This is a genomic window from Azohydromonas aeria, from assembly GCF_009760915.1.
In the GTDB taxonomy this organism is placed as follows: domain Bacteria; phylum Pseudomonadota; class Gammaproteobacteria; order Burkholderiales; family Burkholderiaceae_C; genus Azohydromonas; species Azohydromonas aeria.
In genome coordinates this window covers 16,872-40,924 of sequence record NZ_VIDQ01000013.1, presented here as the reverse complement: position 1 = coordinate 40,924, position 24,053 = coordinate 16,872, and the positions used below count along the sequence as shown (strand labels likewise).

The 24,053-nt window shown below is 69.7% G+C and carries 22 protein-coding genes; 8 read left to right on the top strand and 14 right to left on the bottom strand.

From position 1 onward, the window contains the following. Positions 1 to 3: 3 nt before the first annotated feature. Positions 4 to 2,340, bottom strand: coding sequence for a heavy metal translocating P-type ATPase (locus tag FJ694_RS10500; protein WP_157266732.1), 2,337 nt, complete (start codon positions 2,338 to 2,340; stop codon positions 4 to 6). Between the two features lie 72 nt (positions 2,341 to 2,412). Here FJ694_RS10500 and FJ694_RS10495 point away from each other — a divergent pair, with 72 nt between their 5' ends. Then, positions 2,413 to 2,880 carry a DUF192 domain-containing protein gene (locus tag FJ694_RS10495; RefSeq protein WP_157266730.1) on the top strand — a complete coding sequence of 156 codons (468 nt, stop codon included), beginning with the start codon at positions 2,413 to 2,415 and terminating at the stop codon, positions 2,878 to 2,880. 81 nt (positions 2,881 to 2,961) lie between these two features. On the opposite strand, the gene FJ694_RS10490 is transcribed toward FJ694_RS10495, so the two are convergent. Both FJ694_RS10490 and xseA read right to left on the bottom strand, forming a co-directional pair. Further along, complete coding sequence (locus FJ694_RS10490; protein WP_157266728.1) at positions 2,962 to 3,546, bottom strand: superoxide dismutase; 585 nt, start codon at positions 3,544 to 3,546, stop codon at positions 2,962 to 2,964. Between the two features lie 144 nt (positions 3,547 to 3,690). Further along, complete coding sequence (gene xseA / locus FJ694_RS10485; protein WP_157266726.1) at positions 3,691 to 5,052, bottom strand: exodeoxyribonuclease VII large subunit; 1,362 nt, start codon at positions 5,050 to 5,052, stop codon at positions 3,691 to 3,693. Between the two features lie 286 nt (positions 5,053 to 5,338). Between xseA and FJ694_RS10480 the strand changes: the two genes are divergently transcribed. From FJ694_RS10480 to adk, 6 genes are all read left to right on the top strand, one after another. Further along, a complete protein-coding gene (locus FJ694_RS10480; protein ID WP_157266724.1) occupies positions 5,339 to 5,983 on the top strand; it encodes a MotA/TolQ/ExbB proton channel family protein in 645 nt (214 codons plus the stop codon). A 40-nt stretch (positions 5,984 to 6,023) separates the two neighbouring features. After that, positions 6,024 to 6,443, top strand: coding sequence for an ExbD/TolR family protein (locus FJ694_RS10475; RefSeq protein WP_157266722.1), 420 nt, complete (start codon positions 6,024 to 6,026; stop codon positions 6,441 to 6,443). After that, entirely contained in the window at positions 6,430 to 7,509 is a 1,080-nt protein-coding gene (gene lpxK, locus FJ694_RS10470) for a tetraacyldisaccharide 4'-kinase (RefSeq protein ID WP_232539978.1), read from the top strand. The genes FJ694_RS10475 and lpxK overlap by 14 nt, the downstream gene beginning before the upstream one ends. Beyond that, positions 7,506 to 7,733, top strand: a complete 228-nt coding sequence (locus FJ694_RS10465) for a Trm112 family protein (protein WP_157266720.1) — start codon at positions 7,506 to 7,508, stop codon at positions 7,731 to 7,733. Before lpxK ends, FJ694_RS10465 begins: the two co-directional genes overlap by 4 nt. Positions 7,734 to 7,809: 76 nt before the next feature. Continuing rightward, complete coding sequence (gene kdsB, locus FJ694_RS10460; RefSeq protein WP_157266718.1) at positions 7,810 to 8,589, top strand: 3-deoxy-manno-octulosonate cytidylyltransferase; 780 nt, start codon at positions 7,810 to 7,812, stop codon at positions 8,587 to 8,589. A 240-nt stretch (positions 8,590 to 8,829) separates the two neighbouring features. After that, positions 8,830 to 9,483 carry an adenylate kinase gene (gene adk, locus FJ694_RS10455; RefSeq protein WP_157266716.1) on the top strand — a complete coding sequence of 218 codons (654 nt, stop codon included), beginning with the start codon at positions 8,830 to 8,832 and terminating at the stop codon, positions 9,481 to 9,483. Positions 9,484 to 10,000: 517 nt separating this feature from the next. On the opposite strand, the gene FJ694_RS10450 is transcribed toward adk, so the two are convergent. The 8 genes from FJ694_RS10450 to tadA form a co-directional block, all read right to left on the bottom strand. After that, complete coding sequence (locus FJ694_RS10450) at positions 10,001 to 11,920, bottom strand: ABC transporter ATP-binding protein (protein WP_157266714.1); 1,920 nt, start codon at positions 11,918 to 11,920, stop codon at positions 10,001 to 10,003. Between the two features lie 301 nt (positions 11,921 to 12,221). Next, positions 12,222 to 13,652 carry an ABC transporter permease gene (locus tag FJ694_RS10445; RefSeq protein WP_157266894.1) on the bottom strand — a complete coding sequence of 477 codons (1,431 nt, stop codon included), beginning with the start codon at positions 13,650 to 13,652 and terminating at the stop codon, positions 12,222 to 12,224. A gap of 19 nt (positions 13,653 to 13,671) precedes the next feature. Then, entirely contained in the window at positions 13,672 to 14,655 is a 984-nt protein-coding gene (locus FJ694_RS10440) for an ABC transporter permease (protein ID WP_157266712.1), read from the bottom strand. Next, complete coding sequence (locus FJ694_RS10435; RefSeq protein WP_157266710.1) at positions 14,652 to 16,982, bottom strand: ABC transporter substrate-binding protein; 2,331 nt, start codon at positions 16,980 to 16,982, stop codon at positions 14,652 to 14,654. Before FJ694_RS10435 ends, FJ694_RS10440 begins: the two co-directional genes overlap by 4 nt. Further along, a complete protein-coding gene (locus FJ694_RS10430; protein ID WP_157266708.1) occupies positions 16,949 to 17,878 on the bottom strand; it encodes an LD-carboxypeptidase in 930 nt (309 codons plus the stop codon). The genes FJ694_RS10435 and FJ694_RS10430 overlap by 34 nt, the downstream gene beginning before the upstream one ends. Positions 17,879 to 17,926: 48 nt before the next feature. After that, positions 17,927 to 18,334: a hypothetical protein gene (locus FJ694_RS10425; RefSeq protein WP_157266706.1), complete on the bottom strand. Its 408-nt coding sequence runs from the start codon at positions 18,332 to 18,334 to the stop codon at positions 17,927 to 17,929. Then, positions 18,331 to 18,981 (bottom strand): nucleotidyltransferase domain-containing protein, encoded by a 651-nt coding sequence (locus FJ694_RS10420; protein WP_157266704.1) that lies wholly within the window; start codon positions 18,979 to 18,981, stop codon positions 18,331 to 18,333. The genes FJ694_RS10425 and FJ694_RS10420 overlap by 4 nt, the downstream gene beginning before the upstream one ends. Positions 18,982 to 19,207: 226 nt before the next feature. Then, the gene (gene tadA, locus FJ694_RS10415) at positions 19,208 to 19,750 is read right to left on the bottom strand and encodes a tRNA adenosine(34) deaminase TadA (RefSeq protein WP_157266702.1); all 543 of its coding nucleotides are present in this window, start codon (positions 19,748 to 19,750) and stop codon (positions 19,208 to 19,210) included. A 236-nt stretch (positions 19,751 to 19,986) separates the two neighbouring features. On the opposite strand from tadA, the gene FJ694_RS10410 reads away from it, so the two are divergent. Next, on the top strand, positions 19,987 to 20,601 hold the full coding sequence (locus FJ694_RS10410) for a discoidin domain-containing protein (RefSeq protein ID WP_157266700.1): 615 nt from the start codon (positions 19,987 to 19,989) through the stop codon (positions 20,599 to 20,601). A 745-nt stretch (positions 20,602 to 21,346) separates the two neighbouring features. Here the strand turns inward: FJ694_RS10410 and FJ694_RS10405 are convergent. The 3 genes from FJ694_RS10405 to guaA all read right to left on the bottom strand — a co-directional run bounded on the left by FJ694_RS10405 (position 21,347) and on the right by guaA (position 24,052). Then, on the bottom strand, positions 21,347 to 21,724 hold the full coding sequence (locus FJ694_RS10405) for a type II toxin-antitoxin system VapC family toxin (protein WP_232539977.1): 378 nt from the start codon (positions 21,722 to 21,724) through the stop codon (positions 21,347 to 21,349). Positions 21,725 to 21,738: 14 nt separating this feature from the next. After that, on the bottom strand, positions 21,739 to 21,951 hold the full coding sequence (locus tag FJ694_RS10400; RefSeq protein WP_157266696.1) for an AbrB/MazE/SpoVT family DNA-binding domain-containing protein: 213 nt from the start codon (positions 21,949 to 21,951) through the stop codon (positions 21,739 to 21,741). Between the two features lie 517 nt (positions 21,952 to 22,468). Next, on the bottom strand, positions 22,469 to 24,052 hold the full coding sequence (gene guaA / locus FJ694_RS10395) for a glutamine-hydrolyzing GMP synthase (RefSeq protein WP_157266694.1): 1,584 nt from the start codon (positions 24,050 to 24,052) through the stop codon (positions 22,469 to 22,471). Position 24,053: the final 1 nt, after the last annotated feature.

Genomic DNA, 24,053 nt, shown 5'->3' with positions numbered 1-24,053 from the left:
CCGTCAGCGCGAGAGGCGCAGCGAGTTGCCCACGACGAGCAGTGAGCTCGCTGCCATGCCCAGGCCGGCGGCCCAGGGAGGGAGCCAGCCTGCGAGCGCCAGCGGGATACAGGCCGCGTTGTAGGAGGCGGCCCACACGATATTTTGCCGCACGATGCGCATGCTCCTGGCGGCAATAGTTCGCGCCTCGGCCAGGGCCTGCAGCCTTTGCGAGGGCAATATGGCGTCGGCATGCACGCGCGCCACCAGCGCGCCCTCGCCCATGGCGAAGGACACGTCGGCCTGCGCCAGCACCGGCGCATCGTTGACACCGTCACCGACCATGGCCACCACCTCGCCCGCGGCCTGCGCGCGGCGCACGGCCTCCAGCTTGGCCTCGGGCGTGGCCCCGGCCTGCGCCACCGGCAGGCTCAGGCGCTGAGCCACGCGCTGCACGCGCGCCTCGGCGTCGCCCGACAGCAGCGCGGGCTCGATGCCCGCGGCGCGCAGCGCGGCCATCGCCGCGACCGCGTCCTCGCGCAGCCGCTCCTCGAAACCAAATGTCAGCAGCGCCTGGCCACGCGGGCCGAACACCACCTGCAGCGCGTCGCCGCCGTCCTGCGCGGGCGCGTCCGCCACCCACGACGCGCGGCCCAGGCGCCACTCCACGCCCTGCGCGTCGAGCGCGGCCAGGCCCTGCCCTGGTTGCTCGCGCACCGATTGCCAGCCGCCCTCGCCGTCCGCCGGTGCACTTGGCGCCTGGGGCGGCGCAGGCTCCATGGCCTGTACCAGCGCACGCGACAGCGGGTGCGTGGACCAGCGCGCCAGCGCCGCGGCGCGAGCCTTGAGCGCGTCGAGCCCGGCCTGCGCCAAGGCGGGATCGTGATGGACGTCACGCAGCGTGAACCGGTCCTCGGTCAGCGTGCCGGTCTTGTCGATGAAGAGCCGGCGCACGCGCGCCAGCGCCTCCAGCGCGTCCAGGCGCTGCAGCAGCACGCCGCGGCGCGCCAGCCCGCCGGCCGCGGCCACCAGCGCCGACGGCGCGGCCAGCGACAGCGCGCAGGGGCAGGTCACGATCAGCACCGACACGGCCACCCACACCGCGCGCGACGGGTCCACCACGCTCCACACCGCCGCGGCGCCGAAGGCCAGCACGAGCACCACCCACAGGAAGGGCCGCGCCCAGCGGTCGGCCGAGCGCGCCAGCGCCGGGCGCTCGGTCAGCGCCTGCTGCATCAGCGCCACGATGTGCTCGTAGCGCGTGTCGGCGCCCACGCGCTGCACGCGCATGCGCACCGGCGCGCCGACGTTGACGGCGCCGCCCACCAGCGCGTCGCCGGGCTGCTTGTCCACCGGGCGCGACTCGCCGCTAAGCAGCGCCTCGTCGGCCTGGGTGCTCCCGTCCTCCAGCGCGCCGTCGGCCGGGAAGCTCTCGCCCAGCGCCACCTGCACCAGGTCGCCCGGGCGCAGCGCGTTCACGCTCACCATCTCCAGCGTGCCGTCCTCGCGCACGCGCACGGCGGTCTGCGGCATGCGCGCCAGCGCCTCCTCCAGCGTCGCGGCCACACGGTGCCGCGCGCGCATCTCCAGGTAGCGCCCGGCCAGCAGGAAGGCCACGAACATCGTGAGGGAGTCGAAATAGACCTCGTGGCCGAAGATGCCGCCCGGGTCGAAGGTGGCGCCGCTGCTGGCCACGAAGGTGACGGCCACGCCCAGCGCCACGGGCACGTCCATGCCGATGCGCCGGGTGCGCAGGCTGCGCCAGGCGCCCTTGAAGAACGGTGCGGCCGACCACCACACCACCGGCACGCTCAGCACCCAGGAGCCCCAGTTGAGCAGCTGCCACAGGTCGGGCGCCATCTCGCCGGGCCGGGCCACGTAGATCGGCCAGGCCAGCATCATCACCTGCATCATGCAGAACCAGGCCACGAACAGCCGCCACACGGCCTGCCGGCTCTCGGCCTGGCGCAGCGCGCGTGCCGGGGCGGCGGCGTCGGGCACGGCGTCGTAGCCGGCGCGGCGGATGGCCTGGACCATGTCGGCCACGCGGGTGCGTGCCGGGTCCCATTCGATGCGGGCGCGCTCGGCCGAGGCGCTCACGCGCGCCGAGGCCACGCCCGGCACGCCCATGAGCGCCTGCTCGATGGTGTCGGCACAGGCGGCACACCACATGCCGGAGAGGCGCAGCACCGACTCGCCCGTGCGGTGCCCGTCGCGGTCCACGCGCCAGCGCGTGAAGCGCTGCTGTTCCTGCGGGTCGTCGAGGACGGCGAGTTCCGTCGGCTGCGACTGAGGCTGCGGCGTGGGCGTTTGCGTGGGGGTGTCCAGGGCGTTGTCCAGGGGAGCGGTGGGAGCGTTCATCGGCACTTCGGGCGAGCGCCGGCCAGGGGCCCGACGACACGGATAATCTAGGGTTCACCCCCCGGACACGGCATGATCAAGATCAAGACACGCGTATCCCTGGCGGCGTTGCTGGCCCTGGCACTCACCACCCCTGCCGCGCTGGCACAGCAAGCCCAGCCCCAGCGGCTCGAAACCATCACGCTGCACGCGGGCATGCACAACATCCGCGCCGAGGTGGCGCTCACGCCCGAGCAGCGCGCCACCGGCCTGATGCACAGGCGCGAGATGGCCGCTCATGAGGGCATGCTGTTCGTGTTCGAGCAGCCGGCGCAGCAGTGCTTCTGGATGAAGAACACGCTGCTGCCGCTGTCCATCGCCTTCCTGGCCGATGACGGGACGGTGGTGAACATCGCCGACATGAAGCCGAAGGCGCTGGACTCCCACTGCTCGGCCAAGCCGGTGCGCTATGCGCTGGAGATGAACCAGGGCTGGTTTGCCAAGCGCGGCATCCAGGCCGGCGCGAAGCTTAGCGGCGCGCCCTTCAGCGCGCCGCGCTGAAGCGAAAAGGCCGATCGCAACGACCGGCCTCTTGACATCGCTCAAGCGACGCCCGCTGCCGGGCGCCGCAGTCCTGACGCGTCAGGCGGCGAAGTTGTTCTCCGCGAACTCCCAGTTCACCAGCTTGTCGAGGAAGGTCTCGACGAACTTCGGGCGCAGGTTGCGGTAGTCGATGTAGTAGGCGTGTTCCCACACGTCCACGGTCAGCAGCGGCTTGTCGCCGGTGGTCAGCGGGGTGCCGGCGGCGCCCATGTTGACGATGTCCACCGTGCCGTCGGCCTTGCCCACCAGCCAGGTCCAGCCCGAGCCGAAGTTGCCCACGGCGCTCTTGACGAAGGCCTCGCGGAACGCGGCGTAGGAGCCGAACTTGGCGTTGATGGCCTGGGCCAGCGCGCCGCCGGGCTCGCCGCCGCCGTTGGGCTTCATGCAGCTCCAGAAGAAGGTGTGGTTCCAGATCTGCGCGGCGTTGTTGTAGATGCCGCCGGAGGACTTCTTGATGATGTCCTCGAGGGGCAGGTTCTCGAACTCGGTGCCCTTCTGGAGGTTGTTGAGGTTCACGACGTAGGCGTTGTGGTGCTTGTCGTGGTGGTACTCCAGGGTCTCGCGGCTGTAGTGCGGGGCCAGGTCGTCGTAGCCGTAGGGCAGCGGGGGCAGGACGTGTTCCATCTTCTCTCCAGGTTTCATTGACGCGCGTCAAAGGTCGCGCAGGTGGCAAAGCCTCGGGGATTGTAGGAGTGTGCGCAGTAGTTCACGGACGGTGCCGGGGGCTTGGCGCACGTGCGCCGGGCCACGTTCGCCTCGACCCAGGACTCAGCCGTCGGCGTCGGGATGCACCTGCAGCACCTGCGCCTGCGCGCGGCCGTCGCTCCACACCGCCTGCACGCGCTGCCCAGGCTGCAGCGCGCGCGCCGAGACGATGGGCTGCCCGGCCTCGTCCGTGACCCAGGCATAGCCCCGGGACAGCACCCGCTTCGGGTCGAGCGACTGCAGCCGCAGCGCCAGCGCCTGCAGGCGATGCGCGGCGCGTTCGCGCTCCACGCCCTGGGCCCGCTCCAGACGCTGCGCCAGCCCCTGCAGCCGCAGCGCGGCGCGCTCGCGCTGCACGCCCTGCGCGCGCTCCAGGCGGTCGGCCAGCCGCTGCGGCGCCTCGGCCGCGCGCTGCAGCGCGTGGCGCAGCGCGTGGCGCGCGCGCTCCTCCAGCCGAGTCAGCTGCTGGCCATGGCGCGCCAGCACGGCGCCCGGGCGCGCGAGCTGCAGCGCGCGCTGGTCCAGGTCCTGCGCCTGGCGCTCCAGCTGGCGCTGCACCTGGCGGCGCATGCGCCGCGCCAGCGTGGCGAGCTGCTCCATCGACTCGGCCTGCGACGGCGCGATCAACTCGGCCGCGGCCGTGGGCGTGGGCGCGCGCAGGTCGGCGGCGAAGTCGGCCAGGCTCACGTCGGTCTCGTGGCCGACGCCGCACACCAGCGGGATCTCGCTCTCGGCCACCGCGTGCACCACGCGCTCGTCGTTGAAGGCCCACAAATCTTCCAGCGAGCCGCCACCGCGACACAGGATCAGCACGTCCACTTCGCGGCGCTGGTTCGCCTGGCGCAGCGCGGCGACGAGTGCCGCCGGCGCCTCGGCGCCCTGCACCGGGCTGGGATAGACGACGACCTCGACATGCGGCGCGCGCCGCGCCAGCGTGGTGAGCACGTCGCGCAGCGCCGCCGCGGCCAGCGACGTGACCACGCCCACGCGCGCCGGAAAGCGCGGCAGCGGCCGCTTGCGCGACGCGTCGAACAGCCCCTGCGCCTGCAGCCGCTCCTTCAGCCGCAGGAACTGCTCGTAGAGCGACCCGGTGCCCACGAGCTGCATGCCCTCGACCACGAACTGCAGCTCGCCGCGCGGCTCGTACACCGCCACGCGCCCGCGCATCTCGACCTGCTGGCCGTCGCGCGGATTGAAGTCCAGCAGCGAGGCGGCGCGGCGGAACATGGCGCAGCGCAGCGCCGCGGCCTGGCCGTCGGCGTCCTTGAGCGTGAAGTAGCAATGGCCGCTGGCCGCGCGCGTGAAGCCCGAGAGCTCGCCGCGCACGGCGCAGGCGCCGAAGCGCGCGGCCAGCGCATCGCCCAGGGCCAGCAGCAGGGCCGACACGCCCCAGACCTGGCGCGCCATCGTGCTCGGCTCGGCCATGCGCTCGTACTCCATGTGGAATGCAGAAGAAGTTGTTGTGCTCGAAAAGGAGGCAATCCAGCGGCAGCGCCCGGGCGGCAAGCAGTTACGCGCGCTGTCCCGGCGCTGATCACAAGCTTGTCCACAGCGGCGGTGGACAGGGCAAGCGGCGAACCGGCCGCGGGTGCCCGGCTTGTCGTACCGGTCGTACCGGTCGGACCTGGAAAAAGCCTTCGGCATAATTCCCGGTTCGCCCGGGCGGCCGTCCCGGCTCTCTGGTCCAAAGACTTTTTCCTCGGGGACGCCGTTGTTTTCGATCATACAAGCCGCCGGCTGGCCGATCTGGCCGCTGCTGTTGTGCTCGGTGCTGGCCCTGGCGCTGATCATCGAGCGGCTGGTGAGCCTGCGCGCCGCGCGCATCGTGCCGCCCAGGCTGCTCGACGAGGTGCTGCAGCTCGCGCGCGGCCCGCTGCCCGGGCCCGACGTGGTCAGCAAGCTGGAGCAGCACTCGGTGCTGGGCCAGGTGCTGGCCGCGGGCTTGCGCAGCGCGGCGCAGCAGCCGCGCATCGGCGAGGCGGGGCTGCGCCAGGCTTTCGAGAGCGCCGGGCGCGCCGCGGTGCACCAGCTCGAGCGCTACCTCACCGCGCTGGGCTCCATCGCCACCGCCGCGCCGCTGCTGGGCCTGTTCGGCACCGTGGTGGGCATGATCGAGATCTTCGGCGCGCAGGCGCCCGGCACCGCGGGCAGCCCGCAGCAGGTGGCGCACGGCATCTCGGTGGCGCTCTACAACACCGCCTTCGGCCTGGCCATCGCCATCCCCGCGCTGCTGTTCTACCGCTACTTCCGCGCCCGCGTGGACGAGTACGCGCTCAGGCTGGAGCAGGCCGCCGAGCGGCTGCTGCCGCTGCTGCTGCGCCAGTCCGCGGCCACCGCGGCGGCGCGCGCGGCCTGAGTCTCCCGCCACCGCGCACGCCCACCGCACGAGAGCAGCCATGAACTTCCGCAAGCCGCGGCGCGACGAGCCGGAGATCAACCTGATCCCGTTCATCGACGTGCTGCTGGTGGTCATCATCTTCCTGATGCTGTCCACCACCTTCACCCGGCTCACCGCGCTGGAGCTGACGCTGCCCACGGCCCACACCCGGCCGCTGGAGCAGAAGCCGCAGGAGGTCGTGGTGTCGGTCGCGGCCGATGGCCGTTACGCCGTCAACCAGCGCCTGGTCGAGGGCCGCAGCGTCGAGCTGCTCGCCGCCGAGCTGCGCGCCGCGGCGCAGGGACTGCAGCAGCCCATGGTGATCGTCAACGCCGACGCCACCGCCGCGCACCAGTCGGTGGTCAACGTCATGGACGCGGCGCGCCGCGTGGGCCTGGCGCGGCTGACCTTCGCCACGCGCGGCGGTGAGCAGTATTGAGCCCGGCCTGCTCGCGCGCCTGAGCCGGGCGCTGCAGCGGCGCTGGTGGCAGGCACGGCCCACGGCGGCGACGCGGCTGCTGCGCCCGCTGTCGGCGCTGTACGAGACGCTGGCCGAGCGCCGGCGCCGCAGTACCCCTGCCGAAAGCGCCGGGCTGCCCGTGGTGGTGGTCGGCAACCTGATCGTCGGCGGCGCGGGCAAGACGCCCACCGTCATCGCGCTGGTGCAGGCGCTGCGCGCGCTGGGCTGGACGCCGGGCGTGATCTCGCGCGGCCACGGCCGCGCCGAGGGCGGCGTGGCCGAGGTGCGGCGCGACAGCCGCGCGCGCGCGGTGGGCGACGAGCCGCTGCTGATCCACCTGCGCAGCGGCGCGCCGGTGGTGGTGGGGCGGGATCGCATCGCCGCGGCGCGGGCGCTGTGCGCGGCGCATCCGCAGGTGAACCTGCTGCTGGCCGACGACGGGCTGCAGCACTGGCGCCTGGCGCGCGACGCGCAGGTCATCGTCTTCGACGACCGCGGCGCCGGCAACGGTTTGACCTTGCCTGCCGGCCCGATGCGGCAGCGGCTGCCTGACAACGTCCCGCGGCGCAGCGTGGTGCTCTACAACGCGGGCGCGCCCAGCACGCCGCTGCCGGGCTGGTGCGCGCAGCGGCGGCTGGCTGGCGCGGTGGAGCTGGGCGACTGGTGGGCCGGCCAGCCGCCGAGCCTGGAGGCGCTCGCTGCCCTCAAGGGCCGGCCCGTCGTCGCCGTGGCCGGCATCGGCTCGCCGGAGCGCTTCTTCTCGATGCTGCGGGCTCAGGGCCTGAGCCTGTCGCCCTGCCCGGTGCCCGACCACCACGACTACGCCACGCTGCCCTGGCCGCCGGGCACGACCGACGTGGTGCTGACCGAGAAGGACGCGATCAAGCTCGACGCGCGGCGCTGCGCCGGGACGCGCGTGTGGGTCGTGGCGCTAGACTTCGCCCTCCCCGGCGGCTTCGTTTCGGCGCTCTCGCAGCTGCTCCCGGCGCCGCCCCCGCCTCCCGCCTTTCCCGCCTTTCCTCCTGCTTCCGTTGCCGACCCATGAGCCTTGACCACCGACTGATCGAACTGCTGGTATGCCCGGTGTGCAAGGGCCCGCTGGAGATGCTGCGCGACACGCAGCTGCAGCCGCGCGAGCTGCTGTGCCCGGCCGACCGGCTGGCCTATCCCATCCGCGACGGCCTGCCCGTGATGCTGGAGAGCGAGGCCCGCGCGCTGGACGCGCCCGCGCCGCTGAACCCCCTGCCCGGCGACGCGGCGGCGGTATGAGCGCCGCCGCACGGCCGCTCCGAAGGCGGCGATCCGTCCCCCACGGGGGGACCGCGCGCAGCGCGAGGGGGCTCCAATGAGCGCCACGGTTCCGGCCACCGAGTTCACCGTCCTGATCCCGGCGCGTCTCGCCTCCACGCGGCTGCCCGACAAGCCGCTGGCCGACATCGGCGGGCTGCCGATGGTGGTGCGCGTGGCGCAGCGCGCGGCGCTCTCCGGCGCGCGCCGCGTGGTGGTGGCGGCCGACGACGACCGCATCGCCGAGGCCTGCCGCGCGCACGGCGTCGAGGCGGTGCTGACCGCCAAGGACCATGCCACCGGCAGCGACCGCCTGGCGCAGGCCTGCGCGCTGCTGGGCCTGGACGGCGAGGACATCGTGGTCAACGTGCAGGGCGACGAGCCGCTGATCGACCCGGCGCTCATCGACGCCTGCGCCGCGCTGCTCGACGCGCGCGAGGACTGCGTGATGGGCACGGCCGCGCACGCCATCGAGGCCGAGGGCGACTGGCGCAACCCGAACGTGGTCAAGGTGGTGCTCGACGCCGCCGGGCGGGCCCTGTATTTCACCCGCGCGCCGGTGCCCTGCTGGCGCGACGCCGTGCCGCCGCTCGCGCTGCCCACGCCGGCGCCGCTGCGCCACGTCGGCATCTACGCCTACCGCGCCGGCTTCCTGCGCCGCTACCCGATGCTGGAGCCCTCGCCGCTGGAGCGCATCGAGTCGCTGGAGCAGCTGCGCGTGCTCTGGCACGGCGAGCGCATCGCCGTGCACGTCGCGGCGCAGGCGCCCGGCCCCGGCGTGGACACGGCCGAGGACCTGGAGCGCGTGCGCGCGCTGCTGGGGGCGGCGCCGGGCTGAGGTCCAGGCCGGCCCCGCGGGCCGGCCAGATCGATGCTGACGCAACCCTGACGACCCCTTTGCGGCCGTGCCGATGGCGTGACGGCGGTCACGCCGGGCCAGGCCGGCACGGGGCGTGACGGTTGCGCCGCGTCAGCTTGGCGAAAAGACCCGCGTGTTAAATTTCACGCAGACAACGCTGGCCGCCCTGGCTGGCGAAGTGCCTGGCCCACGGGCGCATTCCATCATTCAAGGAAGACAATGAGACTGATTCTTCTGGGCGCACCGGGCGCCGGCAAGGGCACGCAAGCCGCCTTCATTTGCGAGAAGTACGGCATTCCGCAGATCTCCACGGGCGACATGCTGCGCGCCGCCGTCAAGGCCGGCACCCCGCTGGGCCTGGAAGCCAAGAAGGTGATGGACGCCGGCGGCTTGGTCGGCGACGACATCATCATCGGCCTCGTGAAGGACCGCATCGCGCAGCCCGACTGCGCCAAGGGCTTCCTGTTCGACGGCTTCCCGCGCACCATCCCGCAGGCGCAAGCCATGCGCGACGCTGGCGTGAAGCTGGACCTGGTGCTGGAGATCGACGTGCCCGACGAGGCCATCATCGAGCGCATGGCCGGCCGCCGCGTGCACGTGGCCTCGGGCCGCACCTACCACGTCAAGTTCAACCCGCCCAAGGCCGAAGGCGTGGACGACGCCACCGGCGAGGCGCTGATCCAGCGCGACGACGACAAGGAAGAGACCGTGCGCAAGCGCCTGCAGGTCTACCAGAGCCAGACGCGTCCGCTGGTCGACTACTACGCCAGCTGGGCCGAAACCGGCGACGCCGCCGCGCCGCGCTACGCCAAGATCAGCGGCCTGGGCACGGTCGAAGAGATCACCGCCCGCGCGCTGCAGGCGCTGGGCTGAACCGGGGCGCGAACCGCGCCGCCGCCACGATGAAGGAGCCGCCTGCGGGCGGCTTTTTCGCGTCTGCAGCCAGTGGCCTATGAAGAAGCTCGCGACCGGCTGACCGGCCACTGATACGGAACGGACTTATCCGCCGGACAACCCCTTTCCGTTCGCCCTGAGGTATCGAAGGGTGGACGGCCCGCACCGTGGTGCGGGCATCCGAGCCTGTCAGATTCGGCCTTCGATGCGCGTAGCGCACCCTGTGCTGAGGTATCGAAGCATCAGTCCGAACGGTTCATGGAGCCCACAGCTTCTGGCCTCCCTACCAGCCTGACGGCTTCACCCTTCGATGCGCCGCAGGCGCACCCTGTCCTGAGGTATCGAAGGGTCAGGGCGAACGGGGTGGTGTTCGACGACCAAATGCGATGCGTATGAGCCGTGCTTCCACGCGTTGGGGACGCGCAGCGCGCGGTGAACGACTCCTACCGGCTGCGGCCAGCTGCCCGTGGTTTCATCGGCTGGGGGCGCCCCGGCATCACGCTGCCGGCACCTTGAGCCGCGGCACCGCCGCCAGCAGCGCTTTCGTGTACTCGTGCCGCGGCGCGTTGAGCACCTGCTCCGACGGCCCAATCTCCACCAGCCGCCCGCCCTGCATCACCGCCACGTCGTGCGCCAGGTAGCCGACCACGCCGATGTTGTGCGTGATGAAGAGGTAGGCCAGCCCCAGGCGCTGCTGCAGCTCGCGCAGCAGGTTCAGGATCTGCGCCTGCACCGACACGTCCAGCGCCGAGGTCGGCTCGTCGCACACCAGCAGCCGCGGCTTCACCGCCAGCGCGCGCGCGATGGCGATGCGCTGGCGCTGCCCCCCGGAGAACTCGTGCGGCCAGCGCTGCAGCGCGTCGCGCGGCAGGCCCACCTGGCGCGCCAGCGCCTCCACCCGCGCACGGCGCTCGGCCGGGCCCAGCTGCGGCAGCAGGGCCTGCAGACCCTCCTCCAGCAGTTCGGCCACGCGCAGCCGCGGATTGAGCGAGCCGAACGGATCCTGGAACACGATCTGCGCCTGCGCGCGCGCGGCGCGCAGCTCGTCGCCCTGCAGCGCGAACAGGTCGCGCCCGTCGAGCAGCGCCTGGCCCGTCACCCGCGCCTGGCGGCGCAGCAGCTGCACGATGGCCTTGCCGACGGTGGTCTTGCCGCTGCCGCTCTCGCCCACCAGCGCCAGCGTGCGGCCGGCGCGCATCTCGAAGCTCACGCCCCGCACCGCCTCCACGTGGCCCACCACGCGGCGGAACAGGCCCTTGCGGATGGGATAGCCCACCGCCAGGTTTTCAACCCCCAGCAGCGCCGGCGCGCCGGCCGCCTGAGACCATGCCTCGTCCCGCGGCACCGCCGCGGCCTCGGGTGCCGCGGCGGTGGCCGGTGCCTGCAGCGCCGCCGCCGTCTCGCGTGGCGACGGCGGCACGGCGCCGGGCGCATACAACACGCAGCGCACCTGCCGCGCCTCGCCCGGCCGGAACAGCGGCACCGGCGCGCTGCACACCGGCATGGCATGCGGACAGCGCAGCTTGAAGCGGCAGCCCGACAGCCGCTCCGACAGCCCCGGCACGCTGCCCGCGATGGCCGCCAGCGGCTCGCCGCGCGCGTGGGCATCGGGCAGCGCGCGCAGCAGCGCCTGCGCGTAGGGGTGCGCCGGCGCGCGGAAGAAGGCCCCGGCGGGCGCCATCTCCACGAGCTGCCCGGCATACATCAGCGCCACCTGCTGCGCAAAGCCCGAGACCAGCGCCAGGTCGTGCGTGATCAGCAGGAGGCCCAGGCCCTGCTCGCGCTGCAGCGTCTTGAGTAGCTCCATCACCTGCGCCTGCACCGTCACGTCCAGCGCCGTGGTGGGCTCGTCGGCAAGCAGGTAGTCGGGCTCGGTGGCCAGCACCATGGCGATCATCACGCGCTGCTTCTGCCCGCCGCTGAGCGTGAAGGGATAGCTGTCGAAGGCGCGCTCCGGCAGCCCCACGCGCGCCAGCCATTGCCGCGCCCGCTCGCGCGCCTCGTGCCCGCGCAGCGGCAGGTGGCGCTCGATGGCCTCGACGAGCTGGTCGCCCACGGTCATGACCGGGTCCAGGCTGGTGGCGGGCTCCTGAAAGATCATGCCGATCCGTTTCCCGCGCAACGGCCGCATGCCGGCTTCGGGCAGCGCGAGCAGGTCCTGCCCGTCGAGCATCACGCGCCCGCCGGTGATGCGCCCGGCTTCGGGCAGCAGCCGCATCAGCGCCAGCGCCGTGATGCTCTTGCCACAGCCGCTCTCGCCCACCAGCGCCACGGTCTGGCCCTGCTGCAGCGCCAGCGTCAGCGCGTCCACCACCGGCAGCGTGCCGCCTTCGGCGTCGATGCGCACGTCGAGGTCCTGGACGTCGAGGCGGGCCGATGCGGAAGGAGCAACGTGCTGGCGCGACGTGTCGTTCATGGTAGATGCCTGTCGTTGGCCGGAAGCTGGGGCACCACGCTTCCTACTTCGTCATCCCCGCGCAGGCGGGGATCCAGGCGGTCCCACGCCAGAGCGTAGAGGCCATGCAGGCGTGCCGGTGTCCGGGCCTCGGCGCGCCACCTCCTCAGCCCACGGCCGACTTGGGGGCCGCCTGGATTCCCGCCTTCGCGGGAATGACGAAGTAGTGGGCGGGGCATTTCGGCTCCGGGATGCGCTGGATGAACACTCATGCCGCTCATGCCGCCTGCGCTGCTGATGGCGCCCATGTCCTTCATACCCCTCACGCCTGCCTCACCCGCAGCGCCCGCGCCCGCGGGTCGAAGGCATCGCGCACCCCATCCGCCAGCAGGTTCGCCGACAGCACCAGCGCCAGCATGAAGAAGAAGGCGGAAGTAAAACTCCACCACACCAGCGGGTCGCGGCTCATCTCGCTGCGGGCCAGGTTGATCATGCCGCCGAAGCTGTTGAGCGACGGGTCCACGCCCACGCCCACGTAGCTCAGCACCGCCTCGTAGAGCACCAGCGCGGAGAAGTCGAGCACGGTCGTGATCAGCACCAGGTGCAGCGTGTTGGGCAGGATGTGGCGCAGCATGATGCGCCCCGCCGGCAGCCCGAAGGCCGCCGCGGCCTGCACGTACTCCATCTCGCGCAGCTTCAGCGTCTCCGCGCGCAGCAGCCGGCACAGCGTGGCCCAGCCGGTCAGGCCCAGGATCACGCACAGCAGGAACAGGCGCAGGTCGCTGCGCTCCGCGCCGGTGGCGAACAGATCCGGGTTCTGGTCGATGAAGACCTGCACCATCAGCACGCATGCGGCGATCAGCAGCACGTTGGGCACGGCCGACAGCACCGTGTAGAGGTACTGGATCAGCGTATCGGCCCAGCCGCGCAGGTAGCCCGCGACGATGCCCAGCACCAGCGCCAGCGGCAGCGTGGCGACCGTGGCCAGGCTGCCGATGACGAAGGCGGTGCGCACGCTCTTGAGGGCCTGCACCAGCACGTCGTTGCCGGTGCGGTCCGTGCCCAGCACGTGGTAATGGCCGGCCAGCGCGGCGACGATGCCCACCAGCACGCACAGCACGGCGGAGCACAGCAGGGCGGCGCGCAGCGGCACGCGGGTGCGGTCGCGCACGATGTCCTTGAGCGCCCAGCGCCACGGAATGCCCTTGCGCCGCGAGCGCCAGCGCACCGCCAGCGCCAGGAGTGCGGCCGCAACCGCCAGCCCGCCCGCGGCGCCTGCGGCGGAGCGCGCCGCGATGTCGCCGGCGCGGTCCCGCACCGGGTCGGCCAGGTGCGCGCCGCCGTGCTGCAGCCGCGGGAAAGCGCGCACCACCTCGCCGCCCTGCTCCACGCTCTGGCGGTTGAAGCCGAAGGCGGCCAGCGGCGCGGAGTAGCTGGCCTCGCGCATTTGAATGGGGCGCGCCAGCACCAGGTCGAGCAGGCTCTCGGTGTTCGTGGCGTAGAAGACTTCGCCCTGCGCCGTGGCCGCGTTCGAGGCCGGCAACGCGCGCCGGAAATGCACGCTGTCCAGCAGCGCGACCACCGCGAACAGCGTGAAGACGATCAGCGCGCACAGCGCCGGCGCGTCGTGCAGCAGCCGCCGCCACGGTGCGCGCAGCGGCGGGATGCGCCGCAGCCGCCAGCCGTAGAACGCGAGCGCGGCTACCAGCAGCCACAGCACGGCGTCGGTCCACAGCAGCACGGGCCTGGGCAGGGACGCGAGCATCAGCGCCTCACTCCAGCCGCACCCGGGGATCGACCCAGGTGTAGGCGATGTCGATCAACAGGAACGCGGCGACATAGAGCAGCGAGCCCAGGAACACCATGGCGCGCACCACGGCGAAGTCCTGCGACGCGATGGCGTCCACCACGTACGCGCCCAGCCCCGGGATGCCAAAAAAACTCTCGAACAGCAGGCTGCCCAGGAACACGTAGGGAAGATAGGAGCCGGCGCTGGTGAGGATCGGGATCATCGCGTTGGGCAGCACGTGGCGCAGCAGCACGGCGGGCTCGGCGAGGCCCTTGGCGCGCGCCGTGCGGACGTGGTCCTTGTTGACTTCCTCCAGCAGCATCGCGCGGTACAGCCGCGCCTCGCCGCCCAGGCGTGCCAGCAGGCTCAGGGCCACCGGCAGGATCAGGAACTTCACGGCATCCAGCCCTGGCGCGAAGCCGGAGATGGGCACCAGCTTCAAGATGCGGGAGAACAGCAGCTGCCCGACGATGATGTAGAACAGGCTGCTGATCGAGAGCATCAGCACGCACAGCACCACGCCCCAGAAGTCGATGCGCGAGTGCCGGAAGAACACCAGCACCAGCGCGAAGCCGACCGAGGCGATGAGCTGCAGGATGAAGATCGGGATGGCCAGTTGCAGGCTCACGAGCATGCGGGTGCGTATCTCGCGGCCGATGTCCACGGCGTTCTGCGCGTCGGAGCGGCCGAACTCCAGCCACAGCAGCGACACCGAGCGCTGCCAGAACACGGTGCGGGTGAGCTTGTCCGTGCCTTGGGCCTGCTCGTTCCACAGCAGCGGCTGGTCGTAGCCGCGCTCGGCCTTCCACTTCTCCACCTGCTCCGCGCTGACGCGGCGCCCGCCGATGTTCATGCGCGCCATGTCGTCGGGCGTGTTGACGGTGAAGAAGAGCAGGAAGGTCAGCAGGTTCACGCCCACCAGCACCAGCACCGCGTAGCCCGTGCGCCGCAGGATGGCGTTGATCATGCGGCGGCCCTCCCCGGCGCCTTGGCGGCACCGGCGCCCGCCGGCTCGCCGCTGCGCCCGGCCGCAGCCTCGCGCGCGCGCCACAGCGCGCGCAGCCGCCACGCCAGCAGCGCCAAACCCACGGGCAGCAGCAGCAGCGGCCACCACACGGGCCGGTTCCACTCGGCCCAGCGTTGCGCGCGCATCTGCGTGTCGAGCCGGTAGTACTTGGCGCGGTCGAAGGCCAGCACGCTGGGCTGGCCGTTGCGCACCCAGGGCTGGAAGGCGGCCGCGGCATAGGGAAACACGCCGAAGGCCCAGGGCACGTCCTCGCGCAGGATCGCCACCATCTCGTCGATGACCCGCTGGCGCTCGGCCCCGTCATCCAGCGACTGCATGCGCTTGTAGAGCGCGTCGAACTTCGCGTTGGCGTAGTTGGCGGCGTTCTCGCCGTCATGGCCCACCTTGGCGTTGGGCCCGTAGAGCAGGAACAGGAAATTCTCGGGGTCGGGATAGTCGGCATGCCAGGCCCAGGTAAAGAGCTGGGCGCGGCCGTTGCGCATCTTTTCCTGGAACTGGTTGTAGTCGGTGGCGCGGATCTCAAGCTGGATGCCTAGCTTGCCGATCTGGCGCGTGAACCAGTCCAGCTCGGAGCGGATCTCCGGCGTGGGCACGCGCTGGAAGTCGTAGTAGAGCGTCAGCGGCCGGCCGCTCTTCGCGTCGCGCCCGCCCGGATAGCCGGCCTCGGCCAGCAGCCGGCGCGCGTCCTCGATCGGCCGCCGCAGCACGCGCCCGTCCACCACCCGGTGCGTGACGGGGTTGTGCCCTTCGACCGTGCCGTGGCGCGAGCCGAACAGGCCCTTGGGCAGCGGCGCGTGCGCGGCCTCGCCGGCGCGGTTCGGGAAGATGCGGCTGTACTCCTCGTAGTCGATGGCGATGGCGATGGCCTGGCGCAGCTTGCGGTTGCGTGCCTGCTGCTCGGGGGTGTCGCCGCGGCCCACCACCGGGTCCAGCCAGTTGAAGCCGAGGTAGCTGATGGTCAGATCGACCGTCTTCGGGAACTGGAAGCCGCGCTCCTGGTAGAGCTTCGCGGTGTCGGCCGAGTCCTGCATGTCGCTCAGGAACTCGATGCCCCAGGTCTGGTTCTCGATGGCCGGCAGGTCCAGGTAGCCCTGCACGAACTTGGCCTTGTGCGGCAGCTTCTCGCGCTCGTTGATGGAGACGATGCGGTCGATGAAGGGCATGGTCTTGCCGCAATCGTCCAGCAGCCCGGCGCGGCGGTGCGCCTCGGTGCCCTCGCACGGATAGGGCTCGCCGCGGTAGCGCGGGTTGCGCTCCATGACGTGCAGCCGGTCGGTGATGCGCTGGGTCATCATGTACGGCCCCGTGCCCACCGGCCAGGTCGCCAGGCTCAGGCCCGCGGCCACCATGCCGGGCTGGGCGTAGAAGGCCTCGGCTTCCCACGGGATCGGCGCCATGAAGGTCATGGCCAGCCAGTACTTCCACTGCGGGTACTTCCCTCGCAGCGTGATGCGCAGCAGGTGCGGCTCGACCGCCTGCGCGCCCTCGATGTTCCAGCGCCGCAGGTCCAGGAAGGGCCTGTCCAGCGCCGACGCCGGCAGGCCGCGGCGCAGCTCGGCATCGGCCTGGCGCAGCGTCGCGCCCAGCTCCTTCAAGCCCAGCACGTGCTCGGAAAACACGCCGAACACGGGCGCCTCCACGCGCGGGCTGGCGTGGCGCTTCAGGGCATAGACGAAGTCCTCGGCGGTGAGCTCGCGCGTGTCGCGGTGCTCGAACTCCAGCGGGCTGCGCCGGTCGCCCACGTCGCCGGCCTGGAGCGCGTGGTAGCGGTACCGGCCGGCCTCGTCGCGCGCGAAGGCCGGATGCGGCGCGAAGTGGACGCCTTGGCGGATGGGGATGTCGTAGACGCTGAAGGCGATGCGCGCCGGGTCGGCGTCGGCGGGCAGCGGGTTGCGCTGCGCGTCGAGGTAGCGCGGCTCGACCACGGCGGCCGCCGAGCGCGGCTCCAGGCGGCTGTAGTCGTCGGTGGCCAGGTACGGGTAGCCGTAGAGCGGCTCGTAGACCTGGTAGGTGTAGGGCGTCTCGTTGGTGTTGTAGGAGCTGGTCGGGTCCAGCGTGCGCGGGCTGCGCTCCTGGAAGGCGTTGAGCAGCGTGTTGCTCTCGGCGGTGCCTCGGGGATAGGGGCTGTTGTCGCAGCCGGACAGGGCCAGCAGCAGCGCCAGCGCCGGCAACACCAGCAGCAGCCACGGCGCCGGCCGGTGCCGGTGCCGTGGGGCCGGGCCGAAGCCGCGGCCTAGTGCTCGTGGTGGTGGTGGCTGTGTTCCCATCCGATGAACACGTCGCGCTTGTCAACGATGAGCTGCACCTTGCGCCCCACCGGCAGGCACAGCTTGGTGGGCACGTGCCCGAAGGGCAGCCCGGTGAGGATGGGCACGCTGCACACCGCGCGCAGCGCCTCGACCATCTGCTTGAGCCCGTAGCCGCGGTCCAGCGGCGACTTCTTCCAGTCGCTGAAGTGGCCCAGCAGGATGGCCTTTTGCGCCTGCAGCACCCCGGCCTGCTGCAGCTGCAGCAGCAGCCGCTCGACGCGGTACGGGTGCTCGTTGACGTCCTCCAGGAACAGGATGCCGCCGCGCACCCTGGGCCAGTGCGGCGTGCCCAGCAGCGAGCTCAGCACGGTGAGGTTGCCGCCCCAGAGCGTGCCCTTGGCGTCGAGCCCGTCGAAGCCGGCCTCGGTCCTGAAACCCACCGCCTCCAGCTCGCCGTTCATGGCCTCGCAGAACACCTCGGGCGTGACCTCGTCGAGCCCGCCGGCGGCGTCCTCCTTGCCGAAGTCGTCCAGCGCCAGTGGCCCGGCCCAGCTCTCGGCCTTGGTGTGGGCCAGCAGGCCGAGCTGCAGGGCGGTGACGTCGCTGTAGCCGACCCAGCGCGTGCCGTGCTCGACGCTGCGGGCCAGGAGCTTCCAGTCGATGCGGTCCAGCAGCCGGGTCAGGCCGTAGCCGCCCCGCGTGGCCAGGGCAACGGAGGGCGCGGCCTGGGCGATGCGGTGCAGCGCGGCGAGCCGGGTGTCGTCGTCGCCGGCGAAGCGCTGGAAGCGCGCCAGCGCGGACTCGTCCACGCTCACGTCGAAACCGAAGCTCTTGAGCCGCTTGACGGCCCGTTTCAGCGGCGCGGCGCTGGCCACCACGCCGGAGGGGGAGAACAGGGTCAGGGAAATCGTCATTGAGGGGGATTGTGGCGCAGCAAATGTGCCGATCCGCCCTCCTTCAACTCAAAGCACGCCCTCGGCCCAGGCTGCGAAGTCGTCGAGTTCCGCGAGCAACCTTTGCGCTTCCTCGTGCGTGGTGCTGCGCGCGCCGTAGTTGACCTCGTCCTTGCGGCCCAGCATCCGCCGAAAGAACTTCTCCTGCTTCTCAGGCAGCGCGTTGCCCAGCACTTCGCGCAGCAGGCGCGGCGCGGCCTGGTGGTCCTTGCGGTTCACGACGCCCTTGCGGTTCGCCGTGATGGCATCGGCATAGCCAATCGCCGCCGTGACCATCAACGTAATGGCCCCGTTGTAGCTGCTGTTCCCGGCCAGCGTCACGAGCATGCGCGCCGACTCGTGGAACTCACGCGCCTGCGTCAGGCGGCCCGACCATTCGCCGTCCGCGGCGGCCCTGCGTGCACCCTGGTTCGTCATGCCGCGGCCCTCATCAGGCGCTGCCTTGCAGCCCCCGGCGCCGATCCCTTCAGGACACGTCCATCACGCATGACATCGCGCCACCACGGGTCATCCTCCGGCAATCCGGCCAGCTCTTCGGCCGTCAGTCCGGTCAGCGAGACATGGACATGGTGCTCGTCCTCGACGGGCATCAACGCCTCACGCACCTGGTCCGTGACCTCGCGGGACGCCACCAGCAGCGCGATGTCCAGGTCGCTCTGCGGCGTGTCCTCGCCGCGCGCGACGCTGCCGTACAGCCAGGCGGCCTCCACGCCGGCGCCGCGCACTGATAGCACGTCGCGCACCGTGGCAAGCAGCCGCTCCCAGCGCTGTGCTTCTTCCCGGAAGAGCGCCGCGATGGGATGCGCGAAAGGGTGAGACTCGTTGAGCAGGTACACCTGCGCCCGCCCGATGCCGTGCGCCTGGACCAGCCGCTGACCCACGAGGCCGTCCAGCACCTGCCGCGCGCCTCTGGGCGACAGGCCCGCCTGGCGTGCCAGTTGGGGTACCGACTGCGGCGCGCGGTCCGCCACCAGGGCGCGCAGCATGCGCACGCTCCCTGCGCTGCCCAGCAGGCTCGTCAACGGGTAACGCAGGTGGCTCTGAGCCTGAGATTGCTTGGGCATGAGGTCAGGTACAAGACTGCCGACAAAGGCGATCTAGTTGCTCTACGGATACTAGAGTATCTATGCAGTGCGGCCGACTGTCCCAGGACAAACCACCCATCTCCCACAGGCGCTTCCTCCCTGTCGCCCCGCCGCGGCGGCCCTTAACCTGCAGCCATGCAGTCGGGGAGGAAATCTCAAGGGGAATTGGGGCCGGTTCGACCGGCCCCTTTTTTTGCCTGCGCCTTCAAGCCGTGCCGGCCGGCGGCAGCCCGTCGGAGCCGACGCTCCCCGCCGCGTCCAGCGCCGCCGCCCGCAGCGCCTTCTGCTGCGCCCGGCGCTCGCGGAAGAAGCGCCGCAGCACCTCCCCGCACTCCTCGCCCAGCAGCCCGCCCTCGATGACGGTGTGGTGGTTCAGCTCGCGGTAGCCGAACAGGTCCAGCACCGAGCCGGCCACGCCGGTCTTCGGGTCGCGCGCGCCGAAGACGATGCGCTTGAAGCGCGCGTGCATCAGCGCCATGGCGCACATGGCGCAGGGCTCCAGCGTGACGAACAGCTCGCAGTCCGGCAGCCGGTAGTTCGACACGTGCCGCGCCGCCGCGCGCAGCGCCACGATTTCGGCATGCGCCGTCGGGTCGTGCGTGCCGATGGGCTGGTTGAAGCCGGTGGCGATGGGCTCGCCGTTCAGGAGGATCACGGCGCCCACGGGCACCTCGCCGGCGGCGTGGGCGCGCTCGGCCTGGGCGAGCGCCAGGCGCATCGCGTGTTCGTCGGAAGTTGGAACGGTCATGGAAGGCTCGGCGCAAGGGCTTGAAGCGCGGGCATGGCGCGCGCGGCAGCCTGGATTGTCCCGCCTGCGGCCGTGTCACTCCCCTTGTCAAGGGGCCAAATGATCCCGGGACAAAACGGCCAGCCGACAGTCGATTCATCCCTGTCGCGCTGAAAACGATTTTCCTAACCTGCCGTGGTGCTCGATTCCTCGATGCGGGCTCGTCGCGGACGGGCACGCCATCACAGGAGAGGATCATGAAGAAGTATTTGGCCGGCATATTCATCGCGGCCTGCGCGGCGACCACCGCACAGGCCGCGCCAAGCTACACCTTCGACCAACCCACAGGCTGCGGCGCGTTCTGCTATCCGGACTCCACCGGCACGGAATTGACCGACGGCGTGCTGGGCAAGGCCGGCTGGGCGGTGAACAACGGGGTGGAATGGGTCGGATGGCTGGACAAGCCGGTGGTGAACATCGACTTCGATTTCGGCGCCATCACCTCCATTGCCGGCGTCTCCATCGGCTCGACGCAGAACGCGCTCAACGACGTGGTGCTGCCCTCCTTCAGCGTGTATGCCGGCAACGGCGTCAACTGGACGCTGCTGGGCTCGCTGGACATTCCCGCTGACGCGGCCAACAACCGCTCCAACAAGGACCCCTCGGACCACGATTTCTACGAGCTGGCCGGCCTGAATTTCCAGGGGCGCTACCTGCGGCTGGCGTTGCAAAGCAACGGCCCGTGGACCTTCCTGGACGAGGTGAGATTCACCCCCGGCCCGGCCGCGGTGCCCGAGCCCGCCAGCGCCGCGCTGGTGCTGGCCGGATTAGGCATGCTCGCCGTGCAGCGCCGCCGGCGCGGGCAGGAATAATCAAACAAGCCGGCCAACAGGCAAACCAGTAATCAACCCATACAACAGGAAGGCTCAGGGAGCACGATCAAGGCCGGGAGGGAGGAAAAACCCGAGGGAGGTTGATGGGCCGGGGATTCCGGCCCGTTTTTTTGGGCGCTTCGCAACCTGACTGCTCCACGTCTAACCGCTAACTCTTTCGACGCTCATTTCAATCTTGCATTCCTGTAAGGCCGCCCTTCCCCGTTCGTCCTGATGCTTCGATACCTCAGCACAGGGCACGCCCTGCAGGCGTGTCGAAGGATGAACGGCCGCCGCGCAGCGGCGGCAGGCAGCAAGAACCAGGCGTATTCCAAATCAGCATTTCATTTGTCGCTACGACGAAAAGCGCCAGCTAGTATTCCGTCATTCGATCAAAACCTGCTGCCCTTCAGAAAACCAACTCGCCTGACCCAGCGCCTACCGTCAAGCAGATCGAAGAAAAAACATCGTCATGCCCGCGTACGCGGGCATCCATTTTTCTGCCGGCCGCCAAGCCGGCCTCTTCGGGAATGGACGTGCCGCAGCGCTCTTGGCAAACCCGCCGTCCTGTCGAACGGCCAAACTTAGATGCCCGCGTGCGCGGGCATGACGACGTTTTTCCTTACGGCCTGCGCCATCACATGCGTGTCGAATATTGGCCTATCAGGACGACTCAGAGAGACAGGAGAAACACAAGAGAGTTTGATAGACCGGGAGTTGCGTCCAGATTTTTTTGGTCTTTATCTCAAGACGACTTGGTTTTTGGAAACAGCGTGACGTGCGGCAGACCCTGAAAATGAGCATCACAAGTCAGTAAATTGGCATTCAACTGTCTTGCCGTCGCATAGACGATGGCATCAGCAGTAGCCAATTTGTACTCACGATGCAGGTCCGCTGCTCGCAAGGCAATTGCAGTATCCAAAGAAATAATCACGCATTTTTGCGTATATGCAATAACCTGATCCGCCTTGTCTTCGCCTGCCTCGCGAACCAGCCATTTTGACAATTCAAGCTGCACGATGGTGGGTACGATGCACAGCGTTTTCTCTGGAAAATGCTTTCCCAGTTCCTGACCCAGTGCGCTCCCGGTCAGCCATTCAATCCAGGCTGACGTATCTACCACGCACGGCCCAGGATTCAAAACCGGTCCTCGCGGTCACGGTAGCCGTCCATGCGGGCCCCCTTCGCAATACCGGCCAAGTCCTCCAGTTCAGGCACCGGCATGACCAGCACACCTTTGCCTTTGGGAATGAAGACGAATTCCTGCCCTGGCTTCCACTGCTGTTCGTCCCGAACAGCCTTGGGAATGGAAATCTGGAACTTGCTGGACAGAGTTGCAGTGGCTGCCATGGCTATGCCCTCATTCAACGATCGCGGTTCGGTAAGAGTACACCACTTGCCTTCGCAAATCCAGTTCCATGTTGACCATTATTTCGTTGCAGCTGGGCCGTGCCGACCGAAATCAAAAGTCAGTGAACGACCCATTTGACAGGACGACGCAGAGAAGGAGGGAGGAAAAACACGAGGGAGGTTGACAATCCGGGGATCCTGACCTGTTTTTTGTGCAATGAAAATCAAACATTAGAACACCTTGACGCCAATTCTCTCGACGACGGCCTCAATCTCTAATCTTTCGTTAAGTGTCGCCCCTCCCAAAATTTAACAGATAAACTGAATAGGTAAGTGATTGATTATGGAGTTTACATAGCTTCAATACACTCAGTGCACTCCAAGAATATATATATATATATATCGGCAGACGATCTTGTCGCTGACAAAACAAAAGCCGTCAACACTGAGCTTTAACGCTTAGCATCGACGGCCGTGTGCGGACCAATTTACTTCTTCGTTTACCTAGCTCTCTGGCTCACTCCCACTCAATCGTCGCCGGCGGCTTAGACGAAACGTCATAAGTCACCCGATTGATCCCCCGCACCTCATTGATGATCCTTCCGGAAACCTTCTTCAGCAGCGAATAAGGCAGTTCCGCCCAGTCGGCGGTCATGAAATCCGAAGTCTGCACGGCACGCAGCGCCACCACGTAGTCATACGTGCGCCCGTCGCCCATCACGCCCACGCTCTTGACCGGCAGGAACACGGCGAAGGCCTGGCTGGTGAGGTCGTACCAGCTCTTGTTGCTGTGCGTGTCGCGCGTGGCGCGCAATTCCTCGATGAAGATGGCGTCGGCCCGGCGCAGCAGGTCGGCGTATTCCTTCTTCACCTCGCCCAGGATGCGCACGCCCAGGCCCGGGCCGGGGAACGGATGCCGATAGACCATCTCCGGCGGCAGGCCCAGCGCCACGCCCAGCTCGCGCACCTCGTCCTTGAACAGCTCGCGCAGCGGCTCCAGCAGCTTCAGCCCCAGCGTCTCGGGCAACCCGCCGACGTTGTGGTGGCTCTTGATCGTGGTCGCCTTCTTGGTCTTGGTGCCGCCGGACTCGACCACGTCCGGGTAGATCGTGCCCTGCGCCAGCCACTTGGCGTTGCTCAGCTTCTTCGCCTCGGCCTGGAAGACTTCGACGAACTCGCGGCCGATGATCTTGCGCTTGGCTTCCGGGTCCGTGACACCGGCCAGGTGGCCCATGAACTGGTCGGCGGCGTCCACGTGCACCACCTTCGCGTGCAGCTTGCCGGCGAACATCTCCATCACCATGCGGCCCTCGTGCAGGCGCAGCAGGCCGTGGTCCACGAACACGCAGGTCAGCTGGTCGCCGATGGCGCGGTGGATCAGCGCCGCGGCCACGCTCGAATCGACGCCGCCGGACAGGCCCAGGATCACCTCCTCGTCGCCCACCTGCGCGCGGATCTTCGCCACCGCCTCCTCGATGTAGTCGTTCATCACCCAGTCGGGCTTGCAGCCGGCAATGTCGAGCACGAAGCGGTTGAGCATCGCCGTGCCCTGCAGCGTGTGCGTCACCTCGGGGTGGAACTGCACGGCGTAGTAGCGGCGGTCCTCGTCGGCCATGCCGGCGATCTCGCAGGACGGCGTCGAGGCCATGCGCTTGAAGCCGGGCGGCAGGCCGGTGACCTTGTCGCCGTGGCTCATCCACACCTTGAGCATCCCGTGCCCTTCGGCGGTGGTGAAGTCCTCGATGCCCTGCAGCAGCTGCGTGTGGCCGTGGGCGCGCACCTCGGCATAGCCGAACTCGCGGTGGTCGCTCCACTCCACCTTGCCGCCGAGCTGCACGGCCATGGTCTGCATGCCGTAGCAGATGCCCAGCACGGGCACGCCCGAAGTCCAGACGGCCTGCGGCGCGCGCAGCTCGTGGTCCTCGTAGGTGCTGGCGTGGCTGCCGGACAGGATGATCCCCTTGGGCGCGAAGGACTTGATGAAGTCGTCCGACACGTCGTTGGGATGGATCTCGCAATAGACGTGCGCCTCGCGCACCCGGCGCGCGATGAGCTGCGTGACCTGCGAGCCGAAGTCGAGGATGAGGATCTTGTCGTGCATG